This is a genomic window from Geobacillus kaustophilus, assembly GCF_000948285.1.
Lineage (GTDB): Bacteria > Bacillota > Bacilli > Bacillales > Anoxybacillaceae > Geobacillus > Geobacillus thermoleovorans_A.
In genome coordinates this window covers 361,500-375,927 of sequence record NZ_JYBP01000003.1, presented here as the reverse complement: position 1 = coordinate 375,927, position 14,428 = coordinate 361,500, and the positions used below count along the sequence as shown (strand labels likewise).

The following is a 14,428-nucleotide window of genomic DNA, read 5'->3' as shown; positions in this document are numbered from 1 at the left end:
CATTTGATCGACTGTCGATCGACCGGACAACGCCGCTTCCAGACCCATGTATGGGGCTAAGCGGGTGGTTGTTCGGTCTTCCGTCACGCCAAGGCGTGACGGAGGCAAGCCCGTGGCTTGCCTCCGTCAGTCGAAAAATGGACAAGCCGCTTTTCCGTCAAGGATATGGTAAACGTTTTCGTTGCATCTATATAAAAAGGAACAGGGGGACGGCAGCAGGCCGCCCGCGTGTTTTTGTCTGCGTCAAGCAAAATAATATGGATAGCTGCCCAACAGCTGCACTGTGCAGCCGAGCGCCTCAATTTCCGCGATCGCCCCCGGGATGAGGACGTCATCCATCGGCGCGTCGATGTCAATAATAAAGAAATAGTTTCCAAGGCCCGTTTTCGCTGGGCGCGATTCGATTTTTGTCAAATTGAGCCGCCGCCAGGCAAACGCTGATAACACTTGATGGAGTGCGCCCGGACGGTCTTGCGGCAGCATGACGACCACGGTCGTCTTGTCGCCGGCATAAAGAGGCGAAGCAGGCGAAAGCGGCTCTTTGCGCCGGCTGACGACAATAAAGCGCGTATGGTTGTAATCGTAATCGTGGACGTTTTCCTGCACGATCACTAGCCCGTATTTTTCCGCCGCCAGCCGGTTGGCGATCGCCGCCGCCGGCAAGTGCGGATGCTCGCTGACAAATTTCGCGGCGGCGCTCGTTGACGTCATCGGCACTTGCTTCGCGCCTTTCAGCACCGTATGCAAAAACTTCCGGCATTGGGCGATGGCGTGCGAGTGGGAATACACTTCTTTCACTTCGCGCCAATGCGGGGTGAAATATGGGTGCACCATCAAATGCTGCTCGATCGGCACAACGATTTCGCCGATGATCGGCAACGGCTGTTCATGAATTAAATAGTCGAGTGTCAAACTGACCGATCCTTCCAAGGCGTTCTCGAGCGGCACCACAGCCGCTTCAATCTCTCCGGCCGCCGCGGCGTCAATGCAATCGGGAATCGTGTCATACGGCTCCCGCGGCTGCGACGGAAAAAGAAGAGCAGCCGCCGCTTCGGTGAACGTCGCCTTCGGTCCTAAATAACCGATTTTCATCTCGTTTGCCTCTCCCTTGCTTTAATACACTCCCGAACCGACAATTTCCACTTTTTCGACAAATTCGAGCTGTTTGAGCTTAGCGAGGAGCTCATCAATCTCCTCGTTCATATCGTTTGTGCTGACCGACAGCGTCACGTTCGCCCTCCCTTGAAGCGGAATCGTTTGATGGATGGTCAGCACGTTGCAGCCGGCCGCCGCCACAACACCAAGCAGCTTTGACAACGTTCCGGAGCGGTCTTCTAAATGGAAAAAGAGCGTGACGATGTTTTCTTTCGTCACCGCTTGGAACGGAAAAATGGCATCACGGTATTTATAAAAAACGCCGCGGCTGATGTTGGCGAGCTGCGCCGCCTCGGCGACCGAGGCGGCTTTTTTCCGCTCAAGCAGCTGTTTAGCGAGCACGACTTTCTTCATCGCTTCCGGCAGGACGTCTTCGCGCACCAAATAAAATTTTTTCTCCACGGCACCTTCCCCCGCTCTATTCATCCCAGTCGTCGACAAACTCGAACTCGTAATCAAGCAACCGGATCGTGTCTCCGTCTTTCGCGCCGCGCTCGCGCAGCGCATCATCCACTCCCATCGCCTTAAGCTGGCGGGCGAAGCGGCGCACCGATTCTTCGCGCGAGAAATCCGTCATCTTAAACAACTTTTCGATTTTGTCGCCCGCCAAAATGAATGCTCCATCACTGGCGCGGGTGATCGTAAACGGCGGCTCCTCTTTTTCATATTTGTACACGACGCGCTGCACGGCCGGATCTTCCCGTTCATGAAGGGGGAATTCCGGCGTCGTTTCCAACAGGTCGGCGACGGCAAACAACAGCTCGCGCACTCCTTGTCTTGTCGCCGCCGAAATCGGAAAGACCGGCACCGCATCGCCAACTTTCTCTTTGAAGCGGCGCAAGTTTTCTTCGGCGTTCGGCATGTCCATTTTATTGGCGGCAACAATTTGCGGCCGCTCGGTCAAGCGCAAATTGTACTGTTTCAGCTCTTCGTTGATGACGAGATAATCGTTGTACGGATCGCGCCCTTCGACCGCCGCCATGTCGATGACATGGACGATGACGCGCGTCCGTTCAATATGGCGCAAAAACTGATGCCCGAGCCCAACCCCTTGATGGGCCCCTTCAATCAATCCCGGCAAGTCCGCCATCACAAAACTGCGCCCATCTTCTGTTTCGACAACGCCCAAGTTCGGAACGAGCGTCGTAAAATGGTACTCGGCGATTTTCGGACGGGCTGCGGAGACGACCGACAGCAGCGTCGATTTGCCGACGCTTGGAAACCCGACCAGCCCGACGTCAGCGAGAAGCTTCAGCTCTAAAATGATGTTGCGCTCTTCGCCCGGTTCGCCGTTTTCCGCAATTTCCGGCGCTGGGTTGGACGCCGTCGCAAATCGGGTGTTGCCGCGCCCGCCGCGCCCACCTTTGGCAACGACAAATCGTTGTCCCGCTTCTGTCAAATCAGCCAGCACTTCGTTTGTGTCCGCATCAATGACGACCGTCCCAGGCGGCACTTTGACAACCAAGTCTTCCGCATTTTTTCCGTGTTGATTTTTCGACATGCCGTTTTCGCCGCGCGGCGCTTTAAAATGGCGCTGGTAGCGGAAATCCATCAACGTCCGCAGCCCTTCATCAACGACAAAGACGACATCGCCGCCTTTGCCGCCGTCTCCGCCGGCCGGCCCGCCTTTTGGGACGTATTTTTCCCGGCGGAACGCGACCATGCCGTTGCCGCCGTCCCCGCCTTTCACATAAATTTTCACCTGATCAACAAACATGGCTGTTCCTCCGATTCGCTTCCATCATGGTATCATGGTGAAATGAGTATGACTAATACTTATTATTGTATACAGAGTCGATTCCATGATGTCAATATGTACGCAAGCATCGGCCGTCTGCAGGCTGGCGGGCGGTTCAAGCCCAGCCGCCGCTTTTCGGCCCGATTGGATCGATCCGTCCGCACTCCATGGGCTCGTCCATTCTCCTTCGTCCAATCAACGATCAAGATTCCGCCGCCAAAAGCTCAAGCTCCACCGTCAATTCGCCCTCGCCAACAGCAAACGACGCGAGCCGAAGCGGCGGTGATGGTTCACAGCGCTCAAGCCAAGCACGAATGGTTTCGCCATCCCTAAACGTGCCGCGGTAATCCAAAAACAGCGCCGCCCGTCGGTCGGACAGTTCAATGGACAAACATAAATGGTTTTCTGTCCGCTCATCGGATTGCGCTTCGAGCAGACGAAAAAATGTGCGGCACCATTCAGCCAGCTGTTCATCACACCGCGACCAATCGGCTTCGCCGTCCGTGATTTCATACTCAAGAACGAGCGGGCGCGGCTCCCAGTTATAAGTCATGACAAGCTCAGCGAACCGCTCAGCCTTCAAATTCGTCAATCGCGTTTCCTGATGCATCTCACCGATCATGTCTTCAATAATTTCCTGCACCCGTTCGATTTTATTAAGCGCCAAATGCCCTTTGATGAGCTGGATTTTGTTCAACCAGTCATGGCGAGCATGGCGCATCACCTCAACGACAGTCCATCGCTTCTCCATCCGACGCTCCCCTATCCACTAAGCGTAGGCTCCCCGCCTCGCTTGGAGTTCCGCCTCCCGGCTATGGGGGAGGCATGTACTTTTACTATAACATTTTTTGACATTGAACGAGAACGATTTTTCTCTACCCCAAAAAGAAAAAACTCTAACCGAACGGTTAGAGTTTTTTCCACATCGATTACGCTTCTTGGCTGACCGGATAGACGCTGACGCGTTTGCGGTCGCGGCCGAGCCGCTCGAAGCGGACGATGCCGTCGATTTTCGCATACAGCGTATCGTCGCCGCCGCGGCCGACGTTCAAGCCCGGATGGACTTTCGTTCCGCGTTGACGGTACAAAATCGAGCCGCTGGTGACGAATTGACCGTCAGCCCGTTTTGCGCCAAGACGTTTCGCGATCGAGTCGCGGCCGTTTTTCGTCGAACCGACCCCTTTTTTCGAAGCAAAAAATTGCAGGTCAAGTCTCAGCATGGCAGTCACCTCCCGCTAGATGGATGTCACGCGGATAAATGTTCCGTAATCGCGTTCGATCGTCTTTAGCGAAACGACCATCGCTTCCAACAACAACTGCACTTTCTCTGCCGCCGCTTCTTCCAGCTCCGGAAGCTCGCAACGGAGGTAGCCGCCGTCTTTGCCGAGCGAAACATGCGGGCTTACGCCAATAAGTGTCTCGATGGCGTTGATCGTGCCGAACGAGACCGCCGAAGCGCCGGCGCATACAATGTCCTGCCCGCGTTTCGCAAAATGGGCGTGCCCTTCCATCGTAAACGCGCGGATGCGGCCGTCCGCTTCCCGTTCAATCGTGACGCGGATCATCTTTACGCGTTGATTTTTTCGATGACGACTTTCGTGTACGGCTGACGGTGGCCTTGTTTGCGGCGATAGTTCTTTTTCGCTTTATATTTGAAGACGATAATTTTCTTTTGTCGGCCGTGTTTTTGCACTCTCGCCGTCACGGTTGCGCCTTCGACCGTCGGGTTGCCGATTTTCACCGTTTCCCCGCCGACGAACAGCACTTTGTCAAACGTGACCGTATCGCCTTCATTCGCATCCAATTTTTCGATGTAAATTTCTTGGCCTTCTTCGACTTTCAATTGTTTGCCGCCAGTTTCGATAATTGCGTACATGCATCGCACCTCCTTCATGGACTCAGACTCGCCAGCGCCGAGGCGGCCCAAGACGGAGCGCTTCATCGCCCGCGCTGAGCGGTTGTAGTGCGGGTGCGTCTTTTTGCGACAGCCGCCCTCTTTTGCCCTTGTTGGCAGGACAAAAAGTCTACAACGTCATCTATCTTAACATAGAAACGGCCGGCCGTCAACCGTCACCTTCGTCCCTCGGCGGGCGATGATGAAACGGCGCAAATGACTATATAGATGCCATTTGAAGCTTTCACATTTGTAGCTTTTACCGAGCATTAGATCGACTGTCGAGCCACCGAACAACGCCGCTTTCAGACCCATGTATGGGTCTGCGAAGCGAGCGGTTGTTCGGCCTCCCGTCACACCTTGGCGTGACGGGGAAGCCTGCGGCTTGCCCTCGTCAGTCGAAAAGATAAGCAACTTTTCCGTCAAGGATATGTGAAACGTTTTCTTTGCATCATATAGCCACGATCAATAGATGAGAGCGCCAAGCGGCGCATCGGCTCGCTTTTCGGCAAAAAACGCATGCAGCAGCTCGTTTTCATCGAGCGTCGCCCGTTCGCGCCCGTCGCGAACGACGATGATCGCATGCTTTTGTCCGCGGTAAAATCGCTGCAGCACGGCCGAGATGCATTCGTCCGCCGGCGCCGTAATCGTCCGCAGCTTTGTATAGCCGCCTTTGTTTCCATAATACCGCTCAAGCAAAAAGCGCATAACGACATACGGATGCTGCTTTTGCTCCTGCAAAAGAGCATGCGCCAAAAAGCCGGCGATCGCCCATAAATCAAGCTGGCGCGGCGCCAACACCAACAAAAGAACGACGCCGACAGCAAGCGCAGCGGCCGATACGGCGACCGTGTTCCGGTGCGCTTCGCTGAACGGGCGGCGGTAGGACAGCAGTAGAAACAATAGCTTGCCTCCATCCAGCGGCCAGATCGGCAGCAAGTTCAAAGCGAAAATGGCCGCATTGTAGCGAAAAAAGAGCTCCCAGCTCCCGCCATCCATCATGCCGGCCTTCCACAAAAAAAACGCCGCCGCTACGAGCCACAGATGCTGGGCCGGCCCGGCGAGCGTCACGATCCACTCCTCGCGGAACGGCCGGTTGCCGTGCTCTTCGACTTCCGCCACTCCGCCGAACGGCAGCAGCAAAATCCGCTTCACCCGCCAAGAGAAAAACGCGGCTGCCGCCGCATGGCCGAGCTCATGAACGAGGACGATGAAAAACAACAGGCAAAGCTGCTTGAAATGGGCGGTAAGCACCGCGATGCCGCCGATCAGCCATAACAGCGGGTGGATGTGCAGCTTCCCGAGCAGCGCTATATACTTATTCAAAGGAAATCACCTGAATCGGATCGATAAATTCATCTCCTTGTTTAATAGCAAAATAAAACAGCCCTTTCTGTTTATTTGCCTCGCTCGCCTCGGCCGTGCCAACTTCCTGCCCCATTTCTACAAAATCATACAATTTCACCGAAATGGCCCCCAAATGTCCATACCACGTCTCCGTGCCGTCCGCATGTTGGATGATGACCGTTTTGCCGAGACGGTCTTTCGTACCGGCAAAGGTGACAATCCCTTCTTTCATCGCTTCCACTTTGGCTCCATTCTCGGTTTCGATCGTCACGCCCTCCCTGTTTTTTTCAAAACTTTCCAAAATCCGTCCAGAAGCCGGCACTGCATAGGATGAAGCCGTTTTCACCTTTTCTTCCTTTTTCGGGGCGAAAAAGGCGAGCGGCTCGCCGAACGTTTTTTCATACCAGGCTGAGACGGCCGCAAACTGAAACTCAGTTTCCATCGTCCTCTTGACAAACTGGCGCGCTGGATCGAGCGAAGCGGACGGATGCCGGAACAAAATGGCCGTCACGAGCACGAGACAAGCGGCTATGAACGTTTGAAAAAGAAACCACTCCTTGCGAAACAGCGGATGCGGCTCTGATTCAAACGAATAGCGGTCATACGTGACGACCGGCAGCCCGTACCGCTCCTCGTCCGCGGCTTCCCAATTCGGTTCCTTTCGCCGCTTCGCCTCATAATATTGGCGCTCTTTTCTCCGCCGTTCAATCCGTTTTCTGATTTCCCGAACGCGTCGGTCCATACGTCCCCCCTCCACCTTTCCAACAACGTTTGTACTAATTTATGAGACAACCTCATGGAATATGAACGAGCGTTTTTCGCCGCGCCTCGTCGAACACGTCCGCGAACAAATCCCTCAAGCGGTTTCACACCAACGTTTCGGCTGAGCGCCGCAACCGATCGATACCATCTGCTCCCGTTGTTACAGATCAGGAATTCCAAACAGCACAACAATATGAATAAAAAAAGAAGGCCCATTCAATGGCCTTCTTGCGCCAACTCCATTATTTCAAACTAAATATTTTCCGAATCTTTGAAAACAGCCCCTTCTCCTCTTCCTCAAGCGGCGGGAGCGGCACCGACTCGCCGAGGATGCGGCGGGCAATGTTGCGGAAGGCGATCGACGCTTTGCTGTTTGGGTCCAGCACAATCGGCTCGCCGCGGTTCGACGCTTTGATCACGTTTTCATCGTCGGCGATAATGCCGAGCAACTCGATCGATAAATGCGAGATGATTTCGTCGACATCCAACATATCGCCGTTTTTCACCATATGGCTGCGAATGCGGTTGATGATGAGGCGCGGCGGTTTGACGTGCTCCTCCGCTTCAAGCAAGCCGATGATGCGGTCGGCGTCGCGGACCGCCGACACTTCCGGCGTTGTGACGACGATCGCTTCGTCCGCGCCGGCGACAGCGTTGCGATAGCCTTGTTCGATTCCGGCCGGACAGTCGATGAGCACATAATCGTATTCCTGTTTCAGCTCCTCAATGAGCTGTTTCATTTGTGCGGGGTTGACCGCCGACTTATCGCTCGTTTGCGCGGCCGGCAACAAATACAAATAGTTATCGAACCGCTTGTCTTTCACAAGCGCCTTTTGCACCGTGCAACGCCCTTCAACGACATCGACCAAATCATAAATAATTCGATTCTCAAGCCCAAGCACGACATCGAGGTTGCGCAGCCCGATGTCGGTGTCAACAAGGCACACCCGCTTCCCTAGAATGGCGAGGGCCGTCCCAAGGTTCGCGGTCGTCGTCGTTTTGCCGACGCCGCCTTTTCCGGAAGTGATGACGATCGCTTCTCCCACGGTCACATTCTCCTTTCTAAGCGCGTCAAATTCGGCCGCAAATGCATAAGCAGCTGAAGGCGGTCGACAACAATTTGGTTATGCTCATCAATATAGGCGCATTCCATTTCATTTCCTTCATCCGTTTTCGAATCGGGCGCTCGGCTCATGATGTCGCCGATGCGCAGCTGCATCGGTTTCATGACCGATGCAGCGATGATCGCCTGTTTATTGCCGGCATACCCGGCATGGGCGATGCCGCGCAAGGCGCCGAGAATGAAAATGTTGCCTCCGGCAATGACCGTTCCGCCAGGGTTCACGTCGCCGATCAGCAGCAAATCCCCTTCGACATGAAGCACTTGTCCCGAACGAACAATGCGCGAAACGGGCACAATTTCCGTTTTTCTCATCCATTCTATCGCTTCTGCTTTCGACATGACATTGCTTTCGATCGAATCGACGACCAAATTTTTTGAACGGCGGATGAGCGCACGCACCTCTTCCTCTTGGGCAGGCGTCAAATAGCGGTTCCCAATTTTCAGATGAACAGAGACAAGGGGGCTGTCTGGCGCGACGCCAGCTTGTTTGACAAGCCGCTCCTCGATTTCTTTCAATAAATCGTCATACGAGCAGCGGTCATCGAGATGCAGCGTCAGCCCATCTTTCGTCCCTTTAATCGTCACGTACTGCTGCTTTTGTTTCGCCACAACGTTCACCCCAACAAATAATTCTACAAAACGGGCCGTTTTTCCTCTTTTATTCTTCCTGCTCAAGCCGGCGAATTTTTGCCAATCGCCGTTCGAGCGGGTACGAAAAGACGAGCAAAAACGCGACGTTCAGAAGCAGCGTCGGCCATAGACGGCGGTTCCAAAAAACAGAAAACGACCAATCGGTCCGCCCGATCAACAGCTGGATGCCGTAGACATAACTGTCAAGCAGCAAAATGGAAAGCAGCGACAAGAGCGATGCAACAAACCAGTTTTGGTGGAACCATTTCATCGCTTTGCCCGCCAAGTAGGCTATAAGCGTATAGGCAAACGCATAAACACCGAGCAGCTCTGTGTAGACGCAGTCATACAGAAACCCGAAGATGAATCCGTACCCCATCGCCCGCGTCCCGCCGAAATGCATCGCTGTGAACACGAGAAAAACAAGAAAAAACCGGGGAACAAAAAAATAGTGGACATACAAATCGCCTTTTGGCCATACATCAACAAAAAGGCTCTCACTCACAAAACATAACACCGCAAGGAAAGGGAGACGCCACTTGTTCACTTTGCCTCCTCCTTTTCCTGCAGTGCTGCATCGATGGTTCGTTTCACAATCATGACATCATCAATATCATACAAGTTGGCAAACGGCTTGACATAGACGACTTTCGTCAATCCGTATTGGTCCGGCTTGATCTCGGTCACCTCACCGATCGGCAGCCCTTTCGGAAACACGCCCCCAAGACCGGAAGTCAACACTTTTTGCCTTTTTTCCACTTTGGCGTCAATCGGAATTTCTCCGAGCAGCAACTCGCGCCGCTTCTCATCGTAGCCTTCGATCAACCCAAACACGTTTTCCTTTCCTTGGATATAAGCGGAAATGCGGTTGTTTTGGTCAAGCGCGCTTAACAACTGCACAGTGGACGTAAATTGGGAAGCGTGCTGCACCTTGCCGACAAGCCCCGCTGGGGTGATGACGGCCATATCTTTTTTCACGCCGTGTTGCTCGCCTTTGTTGATGATGATCGTTTCCCGCCAACGATCCGGGTTCCGCCCGATCACCGTCGCCTGAATCGAAACAAAATCACGCAAGCTCTCTTTTTTATCGAGCAACGCGCGCAGCCGTTCGTTTTCTTGCCGCAGCGCCTCGACCTCGGTCTCAAGCGCCGCATATTCCTCAAGTCTCGCCTTCAGCAGTTCGTTTTCCTTATATGTACGGCGAAGATCGCTCACATTTTCAAAGAAGCCCGCGACGTGCTGGGCGGGCTTCCCAAACAGAAGCTGAACAAAACCGACCGTATCTTTGACAAACTGCTCCGGCCACGTCAACTCGTCGCGGCTGCGCAGCGAAAAGCCGATCAACATGACAAGGATGACGATGCTGACGAGCAAAAAAATGAGACGCTTATTCCCAAAAAGCTGTGGCATGCGTCACACCTTCTTACCGTCAGCGATGGTCTCTCGCCTTGTTTTTAAACAAGTCGATGTGGTCGAGCGCTTTCCCGGTGCCGATGGCCACACAATCAAGCGGATTTTCCGCGACGATGACCGGCATGTCCGTCTCTTTGCTGATAACCTTGTCCAAATTGCGCAGCAACGCTCCGCCGCCTGTCAGCACGATGCCGCGGTCCATAATGTCAGCCGCCAGCTCCGGCGGTGTTTTTTCGAGCGTGTTTTTCACCGATTCGACGATCGCATAAACCGTATCGTGCAGCGCCTCAGCCACTTCTTCGGCGCTGATTTCGATCGTTTTGGGCAGCCCAGTGAGCAAGTCGCGGCCGCGAATTTCCATGTTTCCGATCCCTTCCGGATTTCCGGCTGAGCCGATCTCGACTTTAATCGCCTCCGCCGTCCGTTCTCCGATCATCAAATTGTACGTTTTACGGATGTATTGAATGATCGCCTCATCCATTTCATCGCCAGCGATGCGAATCGACTGGCTCGTCACGATGCCGCCGAGCGAAATGACCGCCACCTCGGTCGTACCGCCGCCGATGTCGACGACCATGCTCCCGGTCGGCTCCCACACCGGCAAATTGGCGCCGATCGCGGCCGCAAACGGTTCTTCAATCGTATAGGCGTCGCGCGCTCCAGCCTGGCGCGTCGCATCGATGACCGCGCGCTCCTCCACGGCCGTGATGCCGTACGGCACGCATACCATCACATACGGCTTGCTGGCAAACAACCCTTTCGTTTTGACGGCCTTGCGAATGAAATATTTCATCATCGTCGCCGTCGTTTCATAATCGGCGATGACGCCATCTTTCATCGGGCGAAGCGCCACGATGTTGCCCGGCGTGCGCCCGATCATGTTTTTCGCTTCGTTGCCGACGGCGACGATTTGCTTCGTGTCGCGCTGAATGGCGACAACCGACGGCTCGCGCAAAACGATCCCTTTTCCCTTCACATAAACGAGCGTATTCGCTGTTCCTAAGTCAATCCCGAGATCTTTCGTCCCAATTCCAAACATATGATCGATCTTCCTTTCCGAAACGAAATGCATATGATTTTCTATTGACAACATGGATCGGATGTCAAGTCATTTATAAATTGTACAACACCGCCCAAACGGATTCGGAAAAACCCATAGTTGATATTATAACTGATTCGACAAAAAATGAGAACCGTCAGACATAGCCTTTTTCTTTCAAACTGACGAATTTTTGATCGCCGATGATGAGGTGATCCAAGAGCTCGATGCCGATGATGCGGCCGCATTCCGCGAGCCGTTTCGTCACATCGATGTCTTCGCGGCTTGGAGTCGGATCGCCAGAAGGGTGGTTATGCACACAAATGACTGAGGCGGCGGAACGTTTGATCGCCTCTTTAAACACTTCGCGCGGATGGACAATTGAGGCGTTTAAACTGCCGATGAACACCGTTTTGCGGTGAATGACTTGGTTTTTCGTATTTAAATAAAGGGCGACAAAATGTTCTTGCGATAAAAAGCGCATATCTTCCATGACGTATTTCGCTCCGTCTTCCGGGCAACGAATCACATAGCGGTCGGCGCCGCCGGACTGGTGGATGCGTCGGCCGAGCTCCAACGCCGCCAAAATTTGCACGGCTTTCGTCGGCCCGATCCCTTTGATGTTCGTCATTTCTTCGACCGTTGCGTCTTTGAGCGACCTCAGCCCCTCAAAATGGCGAAGGAGACGCTGGGCGAGCTGCACGACCGACTCCTCCTTCGTGCCTGTGCGCAACAAAATGGCGATCAGTTCATGGTCGGATAAACTTTCCGGCCCTGATGACAGCAGCCGTTCACGCGGTCGACTGTCTTTCGGCACATCGCGGATCATCCACGCCATCATACTCCCCCTTTTTGTTTTGCTTCATCGAAAGATGGATAGGCTTGAACCGCCCCTCGGTACGACAGCAGAATCCGTTTGCGGGGGCGTTCTTTTGCAAAAAAGCGCCAGACGGCGGCCGCTTTTGCTTTGATCTATGCCGTCGGCCACCCGAGCCGGCGCAATTCCCTGACCGTCCGCGACAGCGGCAGGCCGACGACCGTCAAATAGTCGCCTTCGATCCGTTTGACAAACAAGGCGGCTCGTCCTTGAATGCCGTAAGCCCCCGCCTTGTCCATCGGCTCCCCGGTCGCAATATAAGCAGCGATTTCCTCGTCATCGAGCTCCCAAAACGTGACTGCTGTTTTTTCCGCAAACGATGTGATGGGCTGATGGGGCGTTGCGATGGCGACGCCGGTCCATACGTCATGCGTCCGCCCGGACAAGAGGCGCAACATGGCGAACGCTTCTTCTTTCGTGCGCGGCTTCCCTAACAAGCGTCCGTCGCACACCACGATTGTATCAGCGCCAAGAACGTATGCATCGGGGACAGATGGAGCCACCGCCTCAACTTTCCGGCGGGCAAGCAGTTGGACAGCTTCATCAGGGGGCGTTCCGGGGGCGATCGTCTCATCGGCTTGACTTTCTTGAATGTCAAACGGCCAACCGGCCAGCTCGAGGATCTGCCTGCGGCGCGGGGAGCGGGAAGCAAGCACGAACCGTGGAGGCATCGTTCATTCTCCTTTCACTCGTTTCGGCTCGGAAGATTCATTTGTATCGTAGCAAATTTTGCGGTGAAAGGCAATTTTCTGTATACATGCCATTTGAAGCATGAACATTTGCAGATTTTACTAAGCATTTGATCGACTGCCGGGCGACCGAACAACACCGCTTTGAGACCCATGTATGGGTCTGTAAAGCGGGTGGTTGTTCGGTCTTCCAAGCCACAGGCTTGCCTTCGACAGTCGAAAAATGGACAAACGGCTTTTCCGTCAAGGATATGTTAAACGTTTTCGCTGCCATCTATATAGATGCAATTTAAAGCTTTAACATTTATAGATTTTACCGGTCATTGGATCGACTGTCGGGTGACCGAACAACGCCGCTTCCAGACCCATGTATGGGTCTGTGAAGCGGGGCGTTGTTCGGTCTTCCGTCACGCTAAGGCGTGACGGAGGCAAGCCTGTGGCTTGCCTTCGACAGTCAAAAATGGACAAGCCGCTTTTCCGTCAAGGATATGTTAAACGCTTTCGTTGCATCTATATATATGAAATGGGCAAAAAAAAAAACGGGGCTTCTAGCTCCCTAGCGGCACCAATTCGATATAAGCAGCAAGCGCCTCGAGCAGCTGTTGCTGGGCTTTGGCCAACAGCGCTTCATCCCGTTGCTCTTTGTATGCGGCAAGGGCGACATACGCCTGCTTCAGCGCCTCGATATAGCCTCCCGCTGTTTTGCCGTCGTCCATTTTGCTTTTTTCGAATGCATCATACACGGTTTGCAACGTCCGCCAATCATCCTCGCCGACATTCCGGCCGCTAAGCAAGGCAACGGAGACTGACGCCATCTGTTTGTACAGAGCCTCTCCCTTTTGGACAACCTCTAAACGGCGCGCTTTTGCATCCGCAGAAAACAACAGCTCTTTGACGTACGTGCTCGACACCGCTTCGCGATATTTATCGTTGACCGCCCGCAACGTTTCCTTATCCGCGCCGACGGCGATATAGAGCGCTGCCGGTTTTTGTCCCGCAACGACGACCGGAACGCCTGCTGTTTTGATCGATTCGGACGCCTGCTTGGCCGCCGTCGCATTCGAATAGACGCCAGCTTGAATGACCGCAATGGAAAACGGCGCTTGTATGACGCGCTCTCTCCCTTCTTCGCCCGCCGCCGTTTCAGGCTTTGTCAATTCCGCCATCGCTTCAGACGCCGGCGACGAAGCAGATTTTTCCTTCGGAATGATGCGTAGCACCGTCATGCCAAACGCCATACCCACCAACGCGGCGACCAACGCGGCGGCGAACAGCGACTTGGCTTGAGCCGGCAGCCGCCATGGCCGACGTCTGCCGCTTTTCTTTTGTTGGATCGCTTCGGAAACGGAGATGATCCGTTCATCCGCCTCAACGGCGGCGGCTTCTTCCCAACCCGTGGCTTCTATATATTCCCTAACCTGCTCGTCCTCGACGAAAGAGAAATCGGCTGACCGCTCATCCATGAATGGCTTTCGTTCTTGGAACGCGTTCGTCCGTGGTTCTCCTTCGCCCGTCCCGTTCGGCTGTCGCTCTTTCTGAAGACGGTCGTCCGTCCGGCTCCCCCCCGACTCCTCGAACAGCCGTTCTTCCAATGGACGCTCCACGGTAAAGGGGCGGGGCTTGCCATTGATATTCACCGTAATGTGCATGCGCTGCTTGTCCATTTTGCCACCGTCCTTCTTCAGCCTTCGATTTCTTTCGCCTATCTTACCATAAAGAGAAAAAAAAAGAACAAGACATTTGTCGTCTTGTTCCCGCTTC

General features: G+C 54.1%; 17 protein-coding genes and 1 other annotated feature. All 17 genes read right to left on the bottom strand.

The features are described from left to right. Positions 1 to 243: 243 nt before the first annotated feature. The 17 genes from pheA to LG52_RS02285 all read right to left on the bottom strand — a co-directional run bounded on the left by pheA (position 244) and on the right by LG52_RS02285 (position 14,331). Complete coding sequence (gene pheA, locus LG52_RS02365; RefSeq protein WP_044730708.1) at positions 244 to 1,092, bottom strand: prephenate dehydratase; 849 nt, start codon at positions 1,090 to 1,092, stop codon at positions 244 to 246. 21 nt (positions 1,093 to 1,113) lie between these two features. After that, the gene (locus tag LG52_RS02360) at positions 1,114 to 1,557 is read right to left on the bottom strand and encodes an ACT domain-containing protein (protein WP_044730707.1); all 444 of its coding nucleotides are present in this window, start codon (positions 1,555 to 1,557) and stop codon (positions 1,114 to 1,116) included. Positions 1,558 to 1,573: 16 nt separating this feature from the next. Then, positions 1,574 to 2,872: a GTPase ObgE gene (gene obgE / locus LG52_RS02355; RefSeq protein WP_044730706.1), complete on the bottom strand. Its 1,299-nt coding sequence runs from the start codon at positions 2,870 to 2,872 to the stop codon at positions 1,574 to 1,576. A gap of 223 nt (positions 2,873 to 3,095) precedes the next feature. Then, positions 3,096 to 3,644: a sporulation initiation phosphotransferase B gene (locus tag LG52_RS02350; RefSeq protein ID WP_044730705.1), complete on the bottom strand. Its 549-nt coding sequence runs from the start codon at positions 3,642 to 3,644 to the stop codon at positions 3,096 to 3,098. A gap of 178 nt (positions 3,645 to 3,822) precedes the next feature. After that, positions 3,823 to 4,113: a 50S ribosomal protein L27 gene (gene rpmA, locus LG52_RS02345; RefSeq protein ID WP_011232084.1), complete on the bottom strand. Its 291-nt coding sequence runs from the start codon at positions 4,111 to 4,113 to the stop codon at positions 3,823 to 3,825. 15 nt (positions 4,114 to 4,128) lie between these two features. Further along, the gene (locus LG52_RS02340) at positions 4,129 to 4,458 is read right to left on the bottom strand and encodes a ribosomal-processing cysteine protease Prp (RefSeq protein WP_011232085.1); all 330 of its coding nucleotides are present in this window, start codon (positions 4,456 to 4,458) and stop codon (positions 4,129 to 4,131) included. Positions 4,459 to 4,460: 2 nt separating this feature from the next. Beyond that, on the bottom strand, positions 4,461 to 4,769 hold the full coding sequence (gene rplU / locus LG52_RS02335; protein ID WP_011232086.1) for a 50S ribosomal protein L21: 309 nt from the start codon (positions 4,767 to 4,769) through the stop codon (positions 4,461 to 4,463). 14 nt (positions 4,770 to 4,783) lie between these two features. Continuing rightward, positions 4,784 to 4,863 (bottom strand) — a sequence feature (ribosomal protein L21 leader region). 389 nt (positions 4,864 to 5,252) lie between these two features. Then, on the bottom strand, positions 5,253 to 6,113 hold the full coding sequence (locus LG52_RS02330; RefSeq protein ID WP_044730704.1) for a site-2 protease family protein: 861 nt from the start codon (positions 6,111 to 6,113) through the stop codon (positions 5,253 to 5,255). After that, a complete protein-coding gene (locus LG52_RS02325) occupies positions 6,106 to 6,876 on the bottom strand; it encodes a M23 family metallopeptidase (protein WP_044730703.1) in 771 nt (256 codons plus the stop codon). Before LG52_RS02325 ends, LG52_RS02330 begins: the two co-directional genes overlap by 8 nt. Positions 6,877 to 7,138: 262 nt before the next feature. Beyond that, the gene (gene minD / locus LG52_RS02320; protein WP_013144615.1) at positions 7,139 to 7,942 is read right to left on the bottom strand and encodes a septum site-determining protein MinD; all 804 of its coding nucleotides are present in this window, start codon (positions 7,940 to 7,942) and stop codon (positions 7,139 to 7,141) included. Between the two features lie 2 nt (positions 7,943 to 7,944). After that, positions 7,945 to 8,637, bottom strand: coding sequence for a septum site-determining protein MinC (gene minC / locus LG52_RS02315; protein ID WP_013144614.1), 693 nt, complete (start codon positions 8,635 to 8,637; stop codon positions 7,945 to 7,947). A gap of 40 nt (positions 8,638 to 8,677) precedes the next feature. Continuing rightward, positions 8,678 to 9,196: a rod shape-determining protein MreD gene (gene mreD, locus LG52_RS02310; RefSeq protein WP_044730702.1), complete on the bottom strand. Its 519-nt coding sequence runs from the start codon at positions 9,194 to 9,196 to the stop codon at positions 8,678 to 8,680. Continuing rightward, the gene (mreC, locus tag LG52_RS02305; protein ID WP_044730701.1) at positions 9,193 to 10,059 is read right to left on the bottom strand and encodes a rod shape-determining protein MreC; all 867 of its coding nucleotides are present in this window, start codon (positions 10,057 to 10,059) and stop codon (positions 9,193 to 9,195) included. Before mreC ends, mreD begins: the two co-directional genes overlap by 4 nt. Before the next feature lie 19 nt (positions 10,060 to 10,078). Continuing rightward, a complete protein-coding gene (locus tag LG52_RS02300) occupies positions 10,079 to 11,101 on the bottom strand; it encodes a rod shape-determining protein (protein ID WP_011232093.1) in 1,023 nt (340 codons plus the stop codon). 157 nt (positions 11,102 to 11,258) lie between these two features. Continuing rightward, positions 11,259 to 11,939, bottom strand: a complete 681-nt coding sequence (gene radC, locus LG52_RS02295) for a RadC family protein (RefSeq protein WP_044730700.1) — start codon at positions 11,937 to 11,939, stop codon at positions 11,259 to 11,261. A gap of 134 nt (positions 11,940 to 12,073) precedes the next feature. Next, a complete protein-coding gene (locus tag LG52_RS02290) occupies positions 12,074 to 12,649 on the bottom strand; it encodes a Maf family protein (protein ID WP_044730699.1) in 576 nt (191 codons plus the stop codon). 566 nt (positions 12,650 to 13,215) lie between these two features. Further along, positions 13,216 to 14,331 carry a hypothetical protein gene (locus LG52_RS02285; protein WP_044733053.1) on the bottom strand — a complete coding sequence of 372 codons (1,116 nt, stop codon included), beginning with the start codon at positions 14,329 to 14,331 and terminating at the stop codon, positions 13,216 to 13,218. Between the last annotated feature and the right edge of the window lie 97 nt (positions 14,332 to 14,428).

What these genes read in the sequence shown, in the direction of transcription:
- pheA (WP_044730708.1), bottom strand. Translation starts at nt 1,092, where the DNA reads ATGAAAATCGGTTATTTAGGACCGAAGGCGACGTTCACCGAAGCGGCG.
- obgE (WP_044730706.1), bottom strand. Translation starts at nt 2,872, where the DNA reads ATGTTTGTTGATCAGGTGAAAATTTATGTGAAAGGCGGGGACGGCGGC.
- LG52_RS02350 (WP_044730705.1), bottom strand. Translation starts at nt 3,644, where the DNA reads ATGGAGAAGCGATGGACTGTCGTTGAGGTGATGCGCCATGCTCGCCAT.
- rpmA (WP_011232084.1), bottom strand. Translation starts at nt 4,113, where the DNA reads ATGCTGAGACTTGACCTGCAATTTTTTGCTTCGAAAAAAGGGGTCGGT.
- LG52_RS02340 (WP_011232085.1), bottom strand. Translation starts at nt 4,458, where the DNA reads ATGATCCGCGTCACGATTGAACGGGAAGCGGACGGCCGCATCCGCGCG.
- rplU (WP_011232086.1), bottom strand. Translation starts at nt 4,769, where the DNA reads ATGTACGCAATTATCGAAACTGGCGGCAAACAATTGAAAGTCGAAGAA.
- LG52_RS02325 (WP_044730703.1), bottom strand. Translation starts at nt 6,876, where the DNA reads ATGGACCGACGCGTTCGGGAAATCAGAAAACGGATTGAACGGCGGAGA.
- mreC (WP_044730701.1), bottom strand. Translation starts at nt 10,059, where the DNA reads ATGCCACAGCTTTTTGGGAATAAGCGTCTCATTTTTTTGCTCGTCAGC.
- LG52_RS02300 (WP_011232093.1), bottom strand. Translation starts at nt 11,101, where the DNA reads ATGTTTGGAATTGGGACGAAAGATCTCGGGATTGACTTAGGAACAGCG.
- radC (WP_044730700.1), bottom strand. Translation starts at nt 11,939, where the DNA reads ATGGCGTGGATGATCCGCGATGTGCCGAAAGACAGTCGACCGCGTGAA.
- LG52_RS02290 (WP_044730699.1), bottom strand. Translation starts at nt 12,649, where the DNA reads ATGCCTCCACGGTTCGTGCTTGCTTCCCGCTCCCCGCGCCGCAGGCAG.
- LG52_RS02285 (WP_044733053.1), bottom strand. Translation starts at nt 14,331, where the DNA reads ATGGACAAGCAGCGCATGCACATTACGGTGAATATCAATGGCAAGCCC.